14 protein-coding genes are annotated in these 20,359 nt (G+C 52.9%); 5 read left to right on the plus strand and 9 right to left on the minus strand.

Translation table 11 applies throughout. The annotated features are described in order from the left end of the window. Positions 1–20 precede the first annotated feature (20 nt). The 7 genes from ACYVIY_RS04445 to ACYVIY_RS04475 form a co-directional block, all read right to left on the minus strand. Complete coding sequence (locus ACYVIY_RS04445) at positions 21–2,696, minus strand: MGH1-like glycoside hydrolase domain-containing protein (RefSeq protein WP_460975075.1); 2,676 nt, start codon at positions 2,694–2,696, stop codon at positions 21–23. Between the two features lie 268 nt (positions 2,697–2,964). Next, positions 2,965–4,158, minus strand: a complete 1,194-nt coding sequence (locus ACYVIY_RS04450) for a serine hydrolase domain-containing protein (protein ID WP_460975076.1) — start codon at positions 4,156–4,158, stop codon at positions 2,965–2,967. Positions 4,159–4,164: 6 nt separating this feature from the next. Further along, a complete protein-coding gene (locus ACYVIY_RS04455) occupies positions 4,165–5,685 on the minus strand; it encodes a M28 family peptidase (RefSeq protein ID WP_460975077.1) in 1,521 nt (506 codons plus the stop codon). A gap of 162 nt (positions 5,686–5,847) precedes the next feature. After that, positions 5,848–6,642: a LytR/AlgR family response regulator transcription factor gene (locus tag ACYVIY_RS04460; RefSeq protein WP_460975078.1), complete on the minus strand. Its 795-nt coding sequence runs from the start codon at positions 6,640–6,642 to the stop codon at positions 5,848–5,850. After that, a complete protein-coding gene (locus tag ACYVIY_RS04465) occupies positions 6,639–7,673 on the minus strand; it encodes a sensor histidine kinase (RefSeq protein WP_460975079.1) in 1,035 nt (344 codons plus the stop codon). Before ACYVIY_RS04465 ends, ACYVIY_RS04460 begins: the two co-directional genes overlap by 4 nt. Before the next feature lie 60 nt (positions 7,674–7,733). Next, complete coding sequence (locus ACYVIY_RS04470) at positions 7,734–8,759, minus strand: S41 family peptidase (protein ID WP_460975080.1); 1,026 nt, start codon at positions 8,757–8,759, stop codon at positions 7,734–7,736. Positions 8,760–8,785: 26 nt separating this feature from the next. Beyond that, positions 8,786–9,607, minus strand: coding sequence for a hypothetical protein (locus ACYVIY_RS04475; RefSeq protein ID WP_460975081.1), 822 nt, complete (start codon positions 9,605–9,607; stop codon positions 8,786–8,788). A 194-nt stretch (positions 9,608–9,801) separates the two neighbouring features. On the opposite strand from ACYVIY_RS04475, the gene ACYVIY_RS04480 reads away from it, so the two are divergent. The 5 genes from ACYVIY_RS04480 to ACYVIY_RS04500 all read left to right on the plus strand — a co-directional run bounded on the left by ACYVIY_RS04480 (position 9,802) and on the right by ACYVIY_RS04500 (position 15,062). After that, a complete protein-coding gene (locus ACYVIY_RS04480) occupies positions 9,802–11,355 on the plus strand; it encodes a serine hydrolase (RefSeq protein WP_460975082.1) in 1,554 nt (517 codons plus the stop codon). 6 nt (positions 11,356–11,361) lie between these two features. Continuing rightward, complete coding sequence (locus ACYVIY_RS04485; protein ID WP_460975083.1) at positions 11,362–11,967, plus strand: Crp/Fnr family transcriptional regulator; 606 nt, start codon at positions 11,362–11,364, stop codon at positions 11,965–11,967. 89 nt (positions 11,968–12,056) lie between these two features. After that, on the plus strand, positions 12,057–12,665 hold the full coding sequence (locus tag ACYVIY_RS04490) for a DinB family protein (protein WP_460975084.1): 609 nt from the start codon (positions 12,057–12,059) through the stop codon (positions 12,663–12,665). Further along, positions 12,662–14,230, plus strand: coding sequence for a M20/M25/M40 family metallo-hydrolase (locus ACYVIY_RS04495; protein ID WP_460975085.1), 1,569 nt, complete (start codon positions 12,662–12,664; stop codon positions 14,228–14,230). Before ACYVIY_RS04490 ends, ACYVIY_RS04495 begins: the two co-directional genes overlap by 4 nt. A gap of 175 nt (positions 14,231–14,405) precedes the next feature. Then, on the plus strand, positions 14,406–15,062 hold the full coding sequence (locus ACYVIY_RS04500; RefSeq protein WP_460975086.1) for a DUF4142 domain-containing protein: 657 nt from the start codon (positions 14,406–14,408) through the stop codon (positions 15,060–15,062). A gap of 141 nt (positions 15,063–15,203) precedes the next feature. On the opposite strand, the gene ACYVIY_RS04505 is transcribed toward ACYVIY_RS04500, so the two are convergent. Together ACYVIY_RS04505 and ACYVIY_RS04510 are read right to left on the minus strand one after the other, a co-directional pair. Further along, positions 15,204–16,889: a RagB/SusD family nutrient uptake outer membrane protein gene (locus ACYVIY_RS04505; protein ID WP_460975087.1), complete on the minus strand. Its 1,686-nt coding sequence runs from the start codon at positions 16,887–16,889 to the stop codon at positions 15,204–15,206. Between the two features lie 94 nt (positions 16,890–16,983). Then, on the minus strand, positions 16,984–20,052 hold the full coding sequence (locus ACYVIY_RS04510; RefSeq protein ID WP_460975088.1) for a SusC/RagA family TonB-linked outer membrane protein: 3,069 nt from the start codon (positions 20,050–20,052) through the stop codon (positions 16,984–16,986). Between the last annotated feature and the right edge of the window lie 307 nt (positions 20,053–20,359).

The following is a 20,359-nucleotide window of genomic DNA, read 5'->3' on the forward strand; positions in this document are numbered from 1 at the left end:
ATAGAACCCGGCATTTTCGTTTATTTTTCGGCACTCACTGTGGTACTCTCCGGCTGGTACTTGTACCAATATTCAATCAGGTCGGCAACGAGGCCGGTCCAGCCAGTTTGATGATTCGCTCCGAGTCCCGCGCCAACGTCGCCGTGGAAGTATTCATAGAACAGATACAGGCCCTGGAAGTGCGGGTCGTTCTGTAGTTTAGCATCATAGCCGTAGGCGGCAATACGTCCCTCTGCATCGCGCCGGAAGATGTTAATGAGCCGATCGGCTACCTGAATGGTCGCTTCTTTAATGCTCATCACCTGCCCCGAATGCGTTGGGTACTCGATCTCAAAATCGTCGCCGTAGTACTGATAGAACTTCAGCAGCGAATCAATTAAGAGGAAATTTACCGGGAACCAGATCGGTCCGCGCCAGTTTGAATTACCCCCGAACATGCTCATTTCCGACTCCGCCGGTACGTAGCGTACCTGGAAGATCTCGCTATTGAGCTCAAACTGATACGGTGTCTTTTCGTGGTATTTCGACAGCGCCCGAATCCCGTAGTCGGATAAAAACTCGGTTTCGTCGAACATGCGTTTCAGGATCATCTTCATCCGGTGACCGCGCAGCAAACTCAGCAGGTGCGTTTCGCCCTTTCCGGGTTCGTGCCAGCGCGAAACCAGCGACGCCAGGTCGGGCCGGTTGGTCAACACCCATTCAACCCGCCGTTTGAAGTCCGGTAATTTAGAAAGCAACTCCTCGTCCAGAATTTCAACGGCGAAAAGCGGGATAAGGCCCACCATGGAGCGGATTTTCAGCAGCCGCGCGTTGTTGTCGGGCGTATGCAGCACATCGTAGTAGAATTGGTCTACTTCGTCCCAGAGGCTGATGCCTTGCTTACCCAGGTTGTTCATGGCGGCAGCAATGTGCAGGAAGTGCTCGAAAAACTTGCTGGCCATGTCCTGATACGACGGACGGGTCAACGAAATCTCGCAGGCGATCCGTAACATATTGAGCGTGTACATGGCCATCCAGCCCGTACCGTCGGCCTGCTCGATCCGGCCACCCATGGGTAGCGGCTGGCTGCGGTCAAATACCCCGATGTTATCGAGACCGAGAAAGCCACCCCCGAAAATGTTATTGCCTTCTACATCTTTCCGGTTTACCCACCACGTAAAGTTGAGCAGGAGTTTATGAAATACCCGCTCCAGAAACGCTACGTCGCCAACGCCGTTTAAGTCCCGGTCGATCTCGTACACTTTCCAGGTCGCCCAAGCGTGAACGGGTGGGTTTACGTCCCCGAAATTCCATTCATAGGCCGGAATCTGGCCGTTCGGGTGCATGTAATACTCCCGCAGAATGACCGCCAGCTGCCGTTTGGCAAAGTGTGGATCGAGCCGCGCGAGCGTTAACGTATGGAAAGCCAGGTCCCAGGCCGCAAACCACGGATACTCCCACTTGTCGGGCATGGAGAGGATGTTCGCCGTGTACATGTGCCGCCAGTTTTCGTTCCGGGCGTACACCCGGCCCTGAAACGGCACCGGCATTTTGGGGTCACCTTTCAGCCACTCATTGACATTGTAATAATAAAACTGCTTGTTCCAGAGCATACCGGCATACGCCTGCCGCTGAATGGCCAGTAACTCCGGATCGGTAACGTTTTTCTGTAAATTACCGAAAAACGCATCGGCCTCCTCCACGCGCTGATCCCAGATGGCATCGAAATCCGCGAACGGCTGCGACATAGTGGTATGGTCGCTGAAGCGAAGCCGAACGCTGACACTCCCTCCGGCGGGCACCTGCCGAACGTACTGCGCAGCCGCTTTCGTACCGATCTGATTCGGATTGATAAACTGCTTCTTCCCGCCCGACGTAATGTAGTTGTTGATGCCGTCTTTCGGATATTTCGATACGTTGGGCCGACCGTAGAGCCGCTCGGTGTTGGTATCGTTGTCGCAGAACAGCAGAGCGTCGGCGTCTTCGCAGTAGAGCTTGAATTTGCCAAGCTGCTTATGGTTCACTTCGACCTGGTTGTTGGCAATGCCGTTCAGCATAGGCCGGGCATTGTACTGTTCGTAGCCCCATGACCACGTATTCCGGAACCAGATGGTCGGCAGTATGGTGAGCGGAGCCTCCTGCGCCGAGCGGTTATGCGCCGTTATCTTCACCAGCCAGTCGTTCTGATCGGCTTTGGCGTATTCAATAAAAATATCGAAGTACTCGTCCTGCGCAAAAATGCCGGTGTCGAGTAACTCAAACTCGGGGTCCTGCCGCCCCCGGCGCATCGTTTCGATCACGAGCCGGTTGTACGGAAACTCCTGCTGTGGGTACTTGTACAGCATCTTCATGAAGGAGTGCGTCGGCGTACTATCCAGGTAATAATAGAGTTCCTTTACGTCCTCCCCGTGGTTTCCTTCCGGTCCGGATAGGCCGAACAGGCGCTCTTTCAAGATGTTGTCTTTGTGATTCCAGAACGCGAGCGCAAAGCAGATATGGCCTTTGTTATCCGAAATGCCCCCAATGCCTTCCTCGCCCCAGCGGTAAGCACGCGATCGGGCCATGTCGTGGGTTACGTAGTTCCAGGCATCACCATACGGGCTGTAATCTTCCCGAACGGTTCCCCAGGCACGGTCCGATAAATACGGTCCCCACTTCTTCCAGCCCTTGTTATCGGCTCGTTCGTAAATACGTTCGCGTTCGGTTATGGCAGTCATAAGCATAAAGTCTATGTACGGTGGGTGTCAACTTTCGGAGTAAAGTTGACGTCAAATATAGTATGCACGCTGAGTAATTTAGTACTTCTCTGTTGATATAGGTGTACAGGCATTGGTAACTACGGTCTTGTTAACCAGGCCAATATAAAGTTGTTTAGGCCGTTCCATCCAGCCAATAGTCAGGCTGGTTTGCTGTACTTCCGATACGTATTAGAACATGGTCACTAGAGTAAGGTTTAAAGTCGTCGGATCTGTAAAATGAGTTACGTTATTTCTTCAGCGCAGCCAGCACCCGCTTAATCAGCTCATTTGGATTGCCGTTATGCCACCGCCAGACAATGACAATGTCATGTTCGGGATCGACCCAGATCGTGTTCTGACCCGCCCCAAGCGCGGCAAAACTGCTGGTTGGCGCGTCGGGCCAGGGCTTTTTGCCCGTTGTACGGTCGGGGGTATTGAGCCACCACAAATAGCCGTACGGCGGACCAACCGGTCCCGGCGTTGTGGCCTGCTTCACCCAGTCGGACGACACAATCTGGCGGTCGTTCCAGCGCCCCTGTCGCAGAAACAGATAGCCAAAACGGGCTTCGTCGCGGGCATTGATCCACAAGCCACCCCCCCAGCGCGTGCCGCCACTCACCGACGGCAGTTGTCTCCCGTCGACATCGGCAACGGCGTTGGGGTACGGAATGTACTGCCAGGTGTCTGATGCGCCAATCGGATTCATAATTTCATCGCGTACTACGTCGGGAATGGGTTTTTTCCACAGCCGGAGCAACGATAATGCCATCCGGTTAATCCTGACGTCGTTATATTCGTAATAGGTACCGGGTTGTTGCAGGGAGCGGGGTTTCCGTTCGCCTTTGCCAAACGCTTCCTTACCCACGAAATCGCTGTTCTTCCCCCACAGGCTGCCTTCCCATTCACTCGTTTGACGCGCATGATGCTCCCAGGTAACGCGTTGGTTCTGGGAAGACTCATACCCGCCGTCGTGAATCAGCTTCGCAACCGGGTCGTGAATGTCGCTGATCATACCTCGCTCGATCGTAATGCCGAGTACGGTTGACAGGACGCTTTTGGCGACGCTGTACGTTGGGTCAGGCCGTTGGGTATCGCCCCACTCGGCCACGATATAGCCGTGATGTAACACAATGCCGTTGGTGGCCGCGCGGCTGGTTGGCATGGGGCCTAACAGCTTCCCGAATATCTCTTCCTGAGTCGAAAAATCGGGAGCCATCTGCGTAGTTTCCTGCGTTTTGGCGAAGGCCACAGCCTGATTGAGCAGAGCCGCATCCATACCGGCTTTCTCGGGTGCGATACGTGCCCAGTTATCCCCTTTAGGCGGAAAATAAGCTGCTGACTTCGAGGCTGGCCGGTGGCAGGCGACTAAACTGACCAGCGCCAGCAGGACGAAAGACGAAAACGCGGAGGTTAATCGCTTTATAATTGTGCCGATACGCATTGCCGGTTACCGTTCGAGTTTAAAGCCTTCGACCAGACGGACGCGTTCGGGGCGATTCGCTACGTCCCAGCCCGTGAGGTACATCCAGCGGGTCATGTTCGTCAGCTTACCAATATCAATCCGGGATGGCTCGTCTTTGGGCGTATGGTAATCGGGGTGCAGCAGCGACGTAAAGCAGATGGCCGGTACGTTCAGGCGGGCGTAGGGCAGGTGGTCGCTCCGGAAATACCAGCCTTCCGGATGGTCGGGGCGGTCCCAGAGGGTATCGAGTTTGAACTTGGTCACGCTTTGGTTAGCGGCCATTGCACTGTTTACCAGATCGCGTGAGTTCATGTGCGGAGGCTGCGAACCGAGCAAGGCCGCACTGTCGGGCGCGTTACGTCCCATCATCTCGCCGTTCAGCACGGCGACAATTGATTCCAGCGGAACGGTAGGGTGGGCTGCATAATAGCGTGAACCCAGCAACCCGCGTTCTTCGGCTCCGTGGAAAACAATCAGCGCCGATCGTTTCGCGGGTTTCTGCATAAACGCCCGACCAATGGCCAGAGCCGCTGCGCAGCCCGTGGCGTTGTCGTCGGCCCCGTTCCAGATCGAGTCGCCCGCTACTGCCCGGCGAACTCCATCGTGGTCCTGGTGGGTGCTGAACAGGACGTATTCATTTTTCAGCTTAGGGTCGGTGCCGGGCGCTTTCGCTACGATGTTCACCGAGGGATAGCTAAAACTTTCGACGTTGACGATGTTCGTAAACTGCTGACCGGGCTGCTTAACCCATTCCAGCGCACTGGCCGGTAGCCAGACCGTTGGAGCCTGCGAAAAAACGCGGGTGTTGGGGCCGCCGGGGAGGTCGTACCGACCCCGCTCAAGGCCTGTTGTCCAGCGGTCAAAATAGAATTGCGCTTCTTTGTCCGACACCCACACTACGGCTAAGGCGCCCGCTTTGATCAGGTCAGCGGCCCGGCGCGTCATGGTGCCGAACAGAAACCGCCGGTAGCTTAATTCTGCGGGGGCTGTTCCCGAAAATTCAATAGCGGCTGCTTTGCCTTTTACGTCGACCTTGGCCAGTTCTTCGGGGGTGCCTTTGCCGACAAATACCAACGGGGCGTCGACCGAGGCAATAGCCGGAGCCAGAATAAACGCGTCCTGGCCGTGCGTGAGCTGATGGTTACCGATACTAAGCCGACTAGTTTCAGTAATGCGAGTACGCTGAATATGAAAAAACTGGAAATACGTACCGTCGTCACCAGCGGGTTGGAGGCCCATGGCCCGGAGTTGTTCCGCAATCCAGACTGATGCTTTTAACTCGTCGAGCGAACCGGCTTCGCGGCCCCGGAAATGGTCGCCCCCAATGGCGAACAGATCGCGTTTGATTTCACTTTCTTTGATGGAAGCCAGCGCACTTGCTGCGGTGTTAGCACGGCTTTTAGTTTGGGCGAAGGCAGGCTCGTAGGCAGCAAGTAAGGCGAGGCTAAAAACGCCAAAGACCAGAAAAAGCTTTCTGGTCAAATAAGGAGAAGTCAGATCAAACATTCGGTCGTATTAGTTAGGCCATGACTGAGTAGTAACAAATCTAACCCCGATAGGTCAATGGAGCACGATTGAGAGCATGATTTTTAATGAAAAATGACGGATAATTGATTGATACGTTCGTTCGTCTGGTATTTAAAATACTCTTTATCAATTAAGCCCTATTTATTCGCCTAGCCAGCGCCGGAAGGCCATGGCCTTCTCCCGGCTAATGATGACCTCCTCGTCAGCCGCCGGGTTTACGTCTACTTTTAGTTTGCTCGTGAAATATAAATGTACCTTCTGTACGGCTCTGTGGCTGATAATGAACTGCCGATTGGCCCGATAAAACTGCCGTGGGTCAAGCGAGCGTTCGAGTTCTTCAAGAGAATAGTCGATGGCGTATTGTTTATCCGCCTGAGTTTTCAGATAAGTGAGTTTGTTGGCCGAGAAAAAATAAGCCACCTCGCTGATGTCGATCGGTAACAGCCGCTGCCCCATATGCACCAGAAAGCGGTCCCGAAATAGACCTTCGGGTCGTTGGTACTGGTTGATCTGCCGTACTATCTCTTCAATGGGTACGGTAGTAGGTAATCCCATACCGGCCTGGCTACCTCCGTATGTCTGACGAAGTTGCCTGAATTTGTCTAAAGCTTTACGTAGCGCTGCTTCTTCAATGGGTTTGAGTAAGTAGTCGACGCTATTCACCTCAAAGGCACGGCGAGCGTATTCGTCATAAGCGGTGGTGAAGATGATTGGACTCGTTACCTCAACCTGGTTAAAGATTTCGAAGCTTTGTCCATCGGCCAATTCAATATCAAGCAGGATGAGGTCTGGCCGGGGTTCCCGGCGCAGATAGGCTACGGCCGCTTCGATGCTTTCCAGTACATCGAGTACGACAATATCCTGGCCTGCCCGCCCGATCATGGCCTTAAGCTGGCGAGCCGCTACGGATTCATCTTCTATAATAAGTACGTTCATGCGGGTGAGGTTCTGAGTAAGGGAACAGCGACCTGAAATATGGTTTCAGTTTGGTGAATCACGATGTCTGGCTGGTTAAGCAGCCGGTACTTCGCTGCAATATTCGTCAGCCCCAGCCGATTCGAGATCACGGCGGACTGCTTGGGTTGCCGGTTGTTAACGACTATAATATTCTGGGCGGCATCGGTGGTAATCCGGATAGTCAGGGGGCAACTCGCCGACAGACGGTTGTGCTTAACTGCGTTTTCAATTAACATCTGCAGCGTTAACGGGGGTAATTCGTACGTGAGCATCTCCGGGGCGACGTCGACGATGAGCACCAGCCCTTTTTCAAAGCGTGTTTTGAGCAAGTCTACGTACGCCCGAACAAAGTCGAGCTCCTTAGCCAACGGGATGACTAAGTGCTCGCTGCTTTGCAGGAGGTAGCGATACACCTGTGAGAGATTGATGATAAAGGTTACAGCCTGCTCCTTCTCACCTTCCATCACCAATCCCTGCAACGTATTCAGGCTGTTGAACAAAAAATGCGGTTTAACCTGCTCCTTCAACGATTCCAGCTGGGTTTGCAGCGTGATTTTTTTTAGCTCCTGGGCTTCGTAATACGTTACTCGCCACTGGCGGTAGAGATATAATCCTTCGTAGATGGCGGCAATCGGTATAATGCAGAAGACACCCACGGCTATGTTGTACACGTAACGTAAAGGCGTGTAGTGATACCCCCAAAATAAGGTTAAGTCGTAAAGAGTCGAGGTTATGAGTCGAAACAAACCGGTAATGAACAGGAACCAGAGCGCCTGGAAAATAACCCGCTGGCGCGTCTGGCTTAGCGTCGGGTACCGCCGACGCGAGCGATATATGCCGTAACGGCTGATGGTCCACAGCAGTGATACTTCTACCAGGCTGACGAGGTAGTCGAGCCAGAAAGGCTGGCTATGCTCACGGTTGATCTGGTCGTAGAAAATCCAGTCGCCCAGTAAGGCAATCAGCGGAATACCCACAAGCCGGAACCAACGGTCGTTTAGCTGAATCATCGGGTAGTCTTTAACAGGTTGTCATTACGGTAATATAAACTCTTTGGTTATCAGTGATTTTTACTGAAGAAGTTCAATGGCTTTCTCGAGCGCGCGGTCATGGCCTGCTTTTAAATCTTCGGGTTGATTTTTTACTACCACTTTAGGCACAATACCGATGCCTTCGAGATTGCGGCCGGTAGCATCACGCACGTCGGCAATAGGTACGCGGATGCTCCAACCGTTGGGTAAATCGCGGGTAATCGCGTCAGAAAAGGCTCCGCCCGTTACGTCGCCGACCTGTATGACCTGCTTATTCTGAAGCATCGCCAGCATAAAGGTTTCGGCCGAACTATACGAGCTGAGATTCGTAAGGACAACTATTGGCTTGGTATACTGAAAATTGCCAGCGGGTTCGGTGTAGAACCGTAGCTCAGGACCGAAGTCACTGTGTTTGGGCCCATTGCGCAGCCGGACTGTAAATGACAGGTGACGTTCGTTTGCAAAACGATTGGCGATGTACTGAGCTACGCGGTCTTCGCCACCGCCGTTGTCGCGCAGGTCGATAATTAGCCCTTTTGTGTCCCGCATGTAGGTCAGCACTGAATCCATTGTCTGGCTGTAAGTGACACTGTTACGTTCAAATCCTTTCAGGAGAATATAGCCTACGTTAGACGCCAGTTTACCGCTTACAAACTCCTGGGCAAACGTTCGATTTTCGGTCAGGTAGCGTTTCACCACAGCACCATCGTAATCAGCCACTTGGGTGCGCCCCAATATGCCACCGTTGTACCAGGGCAACTTCGTGTCGGCCGTTGGACGAAGGTATACATGATTGTCGTCGAGGTGGTTAAGCAGACTCGTCATGATCCAATACAGTTCAGCATCGGTAGTCTGCTCATTTACCTGGGCACGGTAAGTCTGGTACAAAGCATTCCAGTCAATCTTTTTGGGTTCAAAAGCACCGTACAGTCGATCGTATTCACCCCATATCTGATCGAAGTTTGCGACAGGAGTATTTGGAACTTCAGGGCCGATCAGCCGCTTCGTGCAGGACGATAGCAGCGTAGTCAGGCAAAGCAAAATGAGTAAGCTTAACTTTTTCATAATGATCAATGTGGTTGAATAGGTGGTTAAAAATGTACTTCGCCTTCAAGAGAAACCGAGCTGCTAAGGGCCCGAACGGGACGTGGATCAGGATAGGACAGGTAACGGGCGCGATACGTTGCCCCTACGCTGAACCGGGGGCTGATTTGATACGCATACCCCAACTGCACATTAACATTACCTAGCTTACCCACCGTGCTGGCGCGGGTTCCCTGTTTTAGATACGCGACGACATTATTGTCGCTCGTCGATTTGGGGTAGCTAGCCCAGATCGCACGGGTAATCAGGCCAACAACAGCCATGTCTATTCGCAGAGTCAGACTATGGTTAGTGGCAAAGTTATAATCCGTCAGCACAACGGGCGAGAGGGTTGCGGTATTAACGATCCAGGGAAAATTGGCGACTTCATCGGCGTACCAGGCAGACTCCTGAAATGAACCACCTACCCAGGTAGTCAACCGGCCGGGCTCAGCCGAACCAACCCGGCGTAGGTAATCGGCCTGCAGCTGGAAATGATACAGCTCTGACGAAATCTGATAGGAATAGGTTTTGTCTTCGCCAATCGGGGTGGTGTAGGTTCGGGCACCGAAGCGTTCAGGATTCATCGTTCCGGCTCCGCCGGATAAGCGCAGGTCAAAACGAGAACGATCCGTCTGGTGGCGGTACGAAAAGCCCAGCAAAGGTTGGATGGTTCCTGCGTATCGAAGCGGAGAGGCTTGCTGATCGAGTGTGTGGAGCCGGAACGTACCAATTGACAGGCCAATGCTGTTGCGATACTGCGCACTAGCCGGGCCACTGAGCAGGGCGACGATCGCTAGATTAATACATGTTTTGAAGAGGAGGTTCATGAGTGTGCTGTTGGTTGATTAATGCCACAAAGTTGCCACACAAGCAGACGCTGAAGCGATAGGAAGCCGACGAACTGGAAAACAGGCGTGTCCAATCCGGAAACAGCTACCCTCAATTAAATAAATCGCAGTTGACGTCGTGCATTAGCGCCTTTTGGGGCGCTTCACTATCTTAGGGCTGTAAACCTGAACTCATGAAAGTCGTTGTTACGCTGGTTATCCTCCTTGTAAGCAATTCGTTAGCCAACCTGTTAGCTGCCCAATCCCAAAAAACAATAACCGATCCGATAGCTCGCTACGATGCCTATGTACAGCAGGCGGTGAACGATTGGAAAGTGCCTGGCCTAACGGTTACCATTGTAAAAGACGGAAACGTTTTGTTAAAAAAAGGCTATGGCGTTCGGGAATTGGGTAAGCCTGAAGCCGTTGATACGCAGACACTTTTCGCCCTGGCTTCGACCACAAAAGCGATGACAGCCGCTTGCCTGGGTATGCTGGTGGATGAAGGTAAGCTAAGCTGGGACGACCTGGTCCTGAACTACCTGCCCGACTTTCAACTCTACGACCCGGCCGTTACGCGCGAGTTGCGGGTGCGCGATCTGCTCATTCACAATACCGGCGTTGGCAACGCGGATTTCCTATGGGCGAGTATGCAGATTTCGTCGGATGAGATTCTGCGTCGTATGCGGATGATCCGGCCTACGTACTCGTTTCGATCGAGCTTCATCTACCAGAATATTATGTACCTGGCCGCGGGAAAAATCATTGAAAAGGTGAGCGGTATGCCCTGGGATAAATTTGTGCGAGTCCGTATTTTCGAGCCGCTGGGAATGCGCCGGACGCAGGCCTTATTCCGGGACGTAACGGATGGCAATCGCGCCAAACCGCATATCGACATCAACGACACAATCCGCGTGGTAAAAAGCCTGACCGAAGAGGGGCTGGTCGACGCCGTTGGCCCGGCCGGATCGGTCTGGTCGTGCCCCGACGATCTGACCGCCTGGATGCAGTGTATGCTGGACAGCGGCCGATACAATGGCAAACGATTACTGAAGCCAGCGACCTGGGCCGAACTGTTCAAACCCCAGACGGTCGTCACCGATGCTCAGTTCTATCCAACCCAGCAACTGACCAAACCGACCTGGAAAACCTACGGACTCGGCTGGTTTCAGCACGACTACCGCGGCCACCGGGTTAATTTTCATACGGGAAGCCTGACGGGCATGATCGCCATTCACGGCCAGTTGCCGGATCAGAAGCTGGCAGTTTACGTACAAAGCAACCTGGATCATGCTGAACTCCGCCATGCGCTGATGTACCGCGCTTTCGACGAGTTTGCCTTAGGCGTTAATCACGACTGGAGCGCTGAGTTTCGGCAACTGTACGGGGGGCTCAAGCAGCAGGCAAAACTGGCCGACCGCAAAGCGGATAGTACCCGCGTTGAGAATACCAGACCTGCCTTACCGTTAACGGCCTATGTCGGCACCTACACCGACCCGCTTTACGGCAAAGCGGACGTAACGCTAAAGGGCGGTAAGCTTCAGTTGTCGTTCAATAAAGTGATCAGCGGGCGGCTCGACCACTGGCATTTCGATACGTTCCGGCTGGTGTATGACCAATTCTGGAACGGCACCGATCAGCTGAGTTTTACCCTGAACGCGCAGGGGCGGGTTGGTACGTTGCTATGGGCCGGGGCCGAGCTAACGAAAGTTCCAGACATCCTGCCTACCGGCGTAGCCGAGCGGTAATCCAATATGTCGAACGCAGGGTCAATTTCCGAAACAGAACTCGCGCAGCTCAGGCAGGTCGTCTTTGCCGGATATCAGTTATCGGCGGAGACATGGCATGATTTTGCCCAATGCTGGCATCCCGTTACGTATAAGCGCAAAACGCTGTTGACGGCCGCTGGCGAGATCGAGCACTACGTGTATTTTGTCATTGACGGCATCCAGCGGGCGTATTCGCTGAACGAGGGCCAGCGCGAAATCACGCTTATTTTCTCGTATAGGGGTTCTTTCTCCGGCATCATCGATTCGTTTCAGTTACAGCGCCCCTCGCACTATTACCTCGAAACGCTTTCGACTAGTCGGCTGCTTCGGCTGGCGCATCCGGATTTCGTGCGGTTGCTGGCTACCCACCATGAACTGGAAACCTGGGCGCGGCTAACCACGAGTCAGGCTTTGTCGGGCTTGATGACGCGCCATATCGAACAGATGACGTACAGCGCCGAAGAGAAATTCCGGATTTTGCTCACGCGTAGTCCGCATCTGCTGCAACTTATTCCGCATAAATACATCGCATCGTATATCGGATTAGACCCCACGACCTTCAGTAAGCTGCTGGCTTCGGTGAAGTTGTGATAAGCAGGCTTCCAAAATCTTGGTGCAGACCAAGATTCGCTGGGGTGGCTAGCTGTACGTTTGTCGTGTAATCAGCCAACCGCATTGCTATGCCTTCTTTTCACACCCAAACCTTGCTAACCGAGCTGGAAGCCGAAATCAATCAACTGATCGTTCGCGCCAGTCAGCGCTTCGGTAATCTGCCCGATGCGCAACTGACTCAGCAGCCCAGTCATGACCGCTGGAGCATCGCCCAGTGCCTCGAACACCTGAATAGCTATGGCCAGTACTATATTCCACTGCTTACTCAGGTCATTGCTTTGGGCGAACAGCAGGACAAGGCGGCTTCGCCCGAATTTCGCAGCAGTTGGTTAGGCAATTATTTTGCCGAAATGATGCGCCCCAAAGCGGATGGCCGCATCGCGATGCCCATGAAAGCGTTTAAGAACCACACTCCGGCGGCTCAGCTAAACGTACCACTGGTTCTGGCGGAGTTTTTTGATCAGCAGCAGCAACTGCTCAGTTTACTTCAGCGGGCCAGAGCTGTCGATATGAGTCGGCTGAAGGTGCCTATTTCCATTGCCCGCTGGATTAAACTGAGCGTGGGCGATACGTTCCGGTTTCTGATCGCGCACGAACAACGGCACGTAACACAGGCCGAGCGAGTGGCCGATGGCTTGCCCAAAACACGTATCTTGGGCACTAAAACGCCTGTATGATCCGACGCTATATCGTTCTTGCTTTCCTGATTAGTCAGGCTATTCACGTACCTGTTCTGGCGCAGCGCAGACAAACGAGCAAAGCACCTGATCAGCAGGTCTTCTTGGATAAAGTTCGTCAGTACCGGCAGGCGAACGCAACGGCTTTGCTAACGGAATATCGTCAGTTTCTGTCAATTCCGAACGTATCCGCCGATTCGGCGAACATCCGTAAGAACGCGGCCTTTATTATGCAGATGATGCAGCAACGCGGCATTCAGCCCCTTTTGCTGAACGGTACGTCGCCCGAGGCAACACCGGCGGTGTTTGGGGAGGTAGTCGTACCGGGGGCCACGAAAACAATTATTTTTTACGCGCATTATGACGGACAGCCGGTAAACCCCAAACAGTGGGCCGCAGGGCTGGACCCGTTTGTACCCGTATTGATCACCGCGCCCATGGAACAGGGCGGAACAATCGTTACGACGTATAAACCAGGGGACGCGCTTAACCCGTCGTGGCGGCTGACTGGCCGGGGAAGCGCCGACGACAAAGCTGGTGTGATGACCATCTTGAATGCCTATGATGCCTTACTTAAAACGAACAACAGGCCAACCGTCAATCTAAAGTTTTTCTTTGAAGGCGAAGAAGAAGTAGGGTCAACACATCTGGGCGAAATCCTGCAGAAGCACCAGGCTAAGCTAGCTGGCGATGTCTGGGTGATTGCCGACGGCCCACGGCATGTATCCGGAAAAAAACTGGTGCAGTTCGGCGTTCGGGGCGACGTGAATCTGCACCTGACCGTTTTTGGACCCAAACGCCCGCTGCACAGCGGTAACTACGGCAACTGGGCTCCCAACCCGGCTCAGCGTTTGGTAAGCCTGCTGGCCAGCATGAAAGATAATGAGGGTAACATACTGATCAACGGATTTTACGACGACGTAACGCCCCTGACCGAGCGCGAGAAAGAGGCAATGGCGGCTGTCCCGAACATGGAAGTTGCCCTTAAAAAAGAACTGGGTATCGCCAAACCCGACGGGGGCGGAGCGTCGTTCATGGAACTGATGATGAAGCCAACCCTGAACATCAACGGAATCCAAAGTGCAAATGTGGGTGCTCTGGCCGGTAATATCATCCCTGCCAAAGCGGAGGCCGTACTGGACCTGCGAATGGTGCGCGGTACCGACGTAGCCCGGCAGATCCAACGCGTAACCGAACACATTCGTCGGCAGGGCTACTACGTACTCGACCGCGACCCAACCGATGCCGAGCGTGAACAACACCCAAAGCTCATAAAAATAAAGGCCGGTGTGGGCTACAATGCCCAGCGTACGCCGATGGATTTGCCAATCGCTCAGTCGATTGTAGCCGCCGTGCAGGCTACGTCAGCCGAACCAATTGTTTTGCTGCCAACTTCAGGCGGTAGTCTGCCGCTGTACTTATTCGAGCAAGTCCTGAAAGCCAATGTCGTGTCGGTACCCGTGGTAAACTACGACAACAATCAGCACGCCGAGAATGAGAACGTAACGCTCCAGTACCTATGGGAAGGAATTGATATGATGGCGTCAATTATGAGGCTCAACTGAGCCAACGGCCCTACTTGTTAATGGTTTATCAATGGGCGCTGATCTTATAAGCCTTTTGAATATGCTTATTGTATAAAACTCTATAGATTTTAAAGGAATATCTAAACAGTTGGCTAAATCAGCTCGTTACAAAGAGCGATATATCAACAATTCGTATACTAACTCAAAACACGTTATGAAAACCAATTCAATTGCTCTTGGCCTGTTAATGGCTTTATCAGTGACGGGCATTTCGGTCGCTCAGCAGAACAGCACGATGTCGGGTTCCAACTCTACCAACATGATGGTTGGCAAAGAGTCGAAGTCAGCATTTGATCGCATGAATCAGAAAGGCGCAGCAGCCGTAAGCGCGATCAAGCCAAGCAGTGCAAAACTGTCGAGTGCCGATCAGGACCTGATGATGCAGGTAGCTAAAGGTGGAATGATGCAGCTGGAAGTGAGTAAAATAGCCGTGCAAAACGCCAGCAGTGACGAAGTAAAGCAACTGGCGCAGGCCGAAGTGGAAGAGCAAACCGGTCTGTCGGCGAAGCTACAGGAAATTGCCAGCGCGAAAGGTATTACGCTGCCTAGCTCACCCGATGCAGAAACGCAGGCAATGGTGACGAAAATGCAGGGTATGTCGGGCGCCGATTTTGATAAAATGTACGTACAGGAAAGCGGTGTTCGTGGCCACGAAAAGCTGGACGCCGTAATGAGTCAGGTGAAATCGAACGCGTCGGATAAAAATCTAAAGGACGTAGCGCAGGCCGCTCACCCGCTCGTGAAAACGCACTTGAAAGTGTCGAAAGAAGTTATGAACAAAATGGGCGGTAGCAACATGGGGTCTCGCTAAGCGTTTCCCGGCTGTTTAACTGACAAGAAAATGCCCTTCCGATGAAGCCTCATCGGAAGGGCATTTTGCTTATAAGGGTGATTTAAGTATAGTTATTAATGGAGCTGAAACATTGCTGCCGCGCGGCAGCAACACGCCAGCTTAATAACTTTCGTTCTGCACCAGGTAACCGGGCAGGTTTGAAGCGCCGTCGATGGCGTTCTGCGGAATCGGGAAAACGCGCTTGCGCTTGTCCGTGTTGGTTTTCTCGGTCCAGGTGCCTTCGTACTTGCCGAACCGAATCATATCTGTCCGACGTACCATTTCCCAATACAGCTCAAAACCACGTTCCCGATACAGCAAATCCAGGTTCATGGCGGTTAAGGCCGGAGGAGGAGTAGAGAAGGCCCGTGCGGCCCGGATGGCGTTGACATCACCCAAAGCGCTGGCAACATCATTGCTTTTGCGCAGCTTGGCTTCGGCCCGCATCAGGTACACGTCGGCCAGTCGGATAATCGAAAAATCAGCGTCGCCCAAGTTTCGGCCGCTGGTCGATTTTTTGCTGAACTCATACTTCTCGACCCGGTAGCCGGTGCTGTAATCGCTGCCCGCTACGGTGAAGTTAACCTGCTCAGTAAAGATCACCGGCACCGTTGGGCGATTCCGCGTTACGTTAAACAGCTTACCCACTTTGTATTTACCGTCCGGACATTTCACGAAAGCACCGTTTACCCGTAACAGACCATACTGCTGACCCCGCAGAATACCCCGGTTAATATTGAAGTCGGCTTCGGCTACGCACGAGTCGGCTGGGTTTGAGTAAATCGACAGGTTCTGCCGGTAGAAGCGTGGGTCGATTGACGGGTCTTGTGGACTGTAGGCGTTCACCCAGGTCCGGTAGTAGTCGGGCGTAATGGCCGGACCATCGGTGCCGTTCGCAGCCGGGAACGCAGGCAATGGAAACTGATCGCCCGAAATCGAGAAATACGCCAGCCTGTTGTGCCCATTCAGTTCGGCGCGCTGATCGACGGCGAAAATCAGTTCTTTGTTATCGTGGTTATTCGAGTTGAAAATCGAGAAATAATCCCGCGCCAACTGATACTGCCCAGAGTTGATAATCTTATCACAGTACTCAACCACTTTGTCCATATCAGCGGCCTGGAACGTAAACTGGTCGGCGTAGCGGTCTCGGTACACTGCTGCATTCAGGTACAGCCGGGCCAGTAATCCCCAGGCGGCTCCTTTGCTCAACCGGCCAGGGCCAACGTTCGGCTGCAGATCGGGCTCCACGGCGATTAACTCGCTGAGGATGTAATTGTACGCAGCTTCGCCCCGCAGAACGGTCGAGTTTGCCTGGGGATCTTCTTTGACAAATACCAATCCGAACAAATCGAACATCAGCATCGAGTAGTAGGCGCGCATCCCCCGGGCTTCGGCCAGATACACTTTAGCCGTTGGGTCCTTGATAGTCGGCAAAGCATTTACCGCTGATACCGAACGGGATAGACTCTGCACGAGTAAGTTCCAGGTGCTGTTCAGGTTTGGATCAGTACTGGTGTGGGTATGCTGGTGCATGGCCAGGTAAATCCCGTTGTCGCCCCAGTCGGTGCCACCCCGGTACGGTAGAATGGCCTCATCCGTCGAAATTTCCTGGAGATTGAAGTAGTTCGTATGCAGAAAAATATTGGGGAGCTGGGCGTAAACAGGCGCAATGTTGCCGTCGGCCAGTTGCTTATCCGACAGGCCCGATACCGATGCTTCGTCCAGTACGTTCTCTTCGAGTTTCGTGCAACTGTACGTACCGGCTAGACTGACCAGCGCCAGTATAGAAAGAACTATTTTTTTCATGGCTATAAAAAGTCATTGGTTGCCATTGTGTCATTCGTTGTCATTAAGTAAACGAGTACCCTATACTTACGAATGACGAGCAATGACAAGTTGATTAGAAGGTGAGATTCAGGCCAAAGATGACCGACCGGGCTTTCGGATAGCTGAGGTAATCGATGCCGAACGACGAAATACCGTTGACCGTGCGATCGTTGTTTACCTCCGGATCGTACCCGTCGTAGTTGGTGATGACGAATAGATTCTGACCAGTTACCGACAGTCGTATGGCGTTGATCCAGCGACTCATACCAATCGCTTTCGGGCTCAGGTTGTAACCCAGCGCCAGGTTGTTAAGCCGGAAAAAACCACCATCTTTCAGGAAACGCGTCGACACCGGAGCCGAGTTATTAATCGACTCGTTGGCGTAGCGAATGGCTTCATCGGTTGAGTTTAGCCCCTTCGATAGCCGCAGCTTGTAGAAGTTCGAGTTCGCCGTGTTGTCGTATACTTTGTTGCCCGATACGCCGTTGAAGTTGATAGCCAGATCAAAGCCTTTGTAGGCAATGTTGCTGTTGATGTTGAACTGCCTGGTCGGCAGGGCGCTGCCCGCGGCAATGCGGTCTTTGTCCGTTATCAGGCCATCGCCATCCGTATCTCGGTACGTACTAATCCCTTTCTCATCAAAGCCCGTAAACTCTTTCAGGAAGAACGTACCGATTGGCTGCCCGTTAATATAACCGTTAACCGTTGCCGAGGTCAGTCCGGAGCCCTGCGCCGATCCCGACGTAATGACTGAATACGGCGAGTTGTTCACTACGTTCTGGATGAACGTTACGTTACCACCGATGTCGAACCGGAAACCGTTCAGGCTGGCGTAGCGGTAGTTCAGATCAATTTCAAGGCCTTTGTTCGTAATGCTCATGTTCGGTACGTTCGTCCAGTACGTACTGGCCGGTTGAACGGGATCGGCTGGGATCACTTCAAGCAGGATCTTATTAGAAACTTTATTGAAATAATCGACTGAGCCGGATAGGGCTCCTTTAAACAAGGCGAAATCCAGTCCTACGTCGGTTTGCGAGGATACTTCCCATTGAATGTCGGGGTTGGCCAACCGGGTATAGGAAATACCCGCGGGGAACGTAGCGGAACCGTCGAGGGGGTAGCTTGTCGTGCCGGATACCTGCGCAGTGTATAATGCCTGCGTGATTTTAGCCGGAATCTCCTGGTTGCCGGTCTGGCCCCAGCCCGCGCGTAGTTTCAGGTCGGTAAACGGCCCCGATTTCAGGAACGCTTCGTCCGACAGACGCCAGCCCGCCGAGATCGACGGAAATACGCCATATTTGTTGTTAGACCCAAACTTCGAGGAACCGTCGGCCCGCACCGTAGCTGTCAACAGGTATTTATCGTTGAACTGGTAGTTCACGCGGCCAAAAAACGACTGAAGTTCATTCTGAATGGCGTAACCACCAGGCCGGTTGTTGGCCAGCGTTAAGTCCTGACCCAGACCGGGGTTATAGATTGGCTCAACCGGCGTTATGGGGAACTTGTTAATGCTCCACCGTCTTTCCTGAACCGAAAACTTCTGGTACGAATGACCCAGCAAAGCCGTTAGGTTGTGGTTGGTCTTCGCCAGCGTATAGGTAAAGTAGTTTTCGACCAGGATGTTACGATTCGTGGTGTAGATGCTTTCAAGTCGTCCATCCTGCTGCGGCACGGCGTTGGCCAGCGACTGCAAGTCACGTACTGAACTGGAGTTGTCGACGCCCAGGTTGAGCTTGTACACCAGATTGGGCACAATTTTGAACGAAGGCGAGATGTTACCCACTACCCGATTAATGGTCGTTACGTCTTTTTCCAGTTTCAACGTAATCAGCGGATTAACCCCGCCCTGGTATTGAAACGGAGCACCTTTATCGTCGTAGGCCGGATAGGTTGGGTTGGCCGAAATCGCTGCCCCTACGATCGTGACGGCCCCACCACCGATACTGCCGCTTGGCCGCTCATTAGTCGTTGAGGAAGCCGTCAGGTTAACGTCCAGCGTGAGCCGATCTTCCAGAAACCGTTGCGACGCATTAAAACGGCCCGTGTAGCGTTTGAGCGAACTGTTTTTAAGAATGCCCTGCTGATCCTGAATGCCAAACGATCCGTAATAGGTTAACCGCTCGGCTCCACCACTGAACGATAGGTTGTGGTTCTGCGTGTAGGCCGTGCGGCTGATTTCTTTTTGCCAGTCAGTCGATGCGCCTTTATCGTCCAGCACACCACCCACCGCCGTTACCTGCTGCCGATATTCGTCGGCCGAGAAGATCTTCAGCGGCCGGGCCATCGTCGAAATCCCCAGATTAGACGACAGGTTGAACGAAGCGCTTCCTGCTTTGCCTTTTTTCGTCGTGATCAGCACGACGCCATTTGCGCCCCTGGCCCCGTAGATGGCTGTGGCTGAAGCATCTTTCAAGACGTCGACGGCTTCGATATCCTGCGGATTCAGGAATGTCAGCGGATTGGTAGCACCGCCGGTACTGGAATTGTCGAGCGGAATGCCATCCAGTACGAACAAGGGCGTACTACCCGTCCGGACGCCACCCGGTCCCCGAATACTGATCGTTTGGGAGCTGCCGGGCTCACCACTGGCCGACGTTACGTTGACCCCGGCAACCTTACCCTGAATCAACTGCTCGGGCGAATTGATAATGCCCCGGTTAAAATCGGTGCTTTTAATGGACTTCACCGCACCGGTCATATCGCGTTTGGTGGTGCTACCATAGCCGATCACTACCACCTGATTCAGTTCCGATGCTGACGATTTCAGGGCAACGTTGATGGTCGTCTGGTTGCCCACGGCAACCTCCTGCGACACGAAACCGATGAATCCGAAGACCAGTGTCGCATTTGCGTTGGGTACTGCGATCCGGTAGTTGCCGTTTGCGTCGGTGGTCGTTCCCCGCTGCGTACCTTTAATCACTACGCTGCAACCGGCTAAGGCTTCGTTCGTAGTGCCGTCCGTCACCCGTCCGCTAATAGTTATGTCGGCGGCTGGTTTTAGAAGAGGGGCAACCGTCGGTTTAATATGGTTGGATAGTGGGTGTTTTGCCTGGGTTACCAGTGCGGTAAGCAGCAGCCAGCCACACAGTAAAACCCTCCAGCTGTAGATGGGAGGTGATGATGAATGATAGAAATTAGTCATAGTTCTAGATGGAATTAAGGGTGGTAAATTTCACGGTAATAAGTACCTCCTGGCTCTCGAAACGGGATATTTAAACATAAATTAATACGTAGTGGAAAGTCACTACGTATTTTTCAGGGGCAAAAGATAAAGAAGTTAGGAATATAACTATACAGAATGGAGCGGTTAATTATGATATTGACTATAAATGGGTTAGGATGAGAGGCTGATCGATTAAGTATAGCGGATTGGTATGAATCGGTGAAATTAATGAATTATTCGTCTACCAACTGCGCGATCTAATTCCAGAGCGGACACGATTTCCAGC

This window comes from Spirosoma knui, assembly GCF_054780635.1.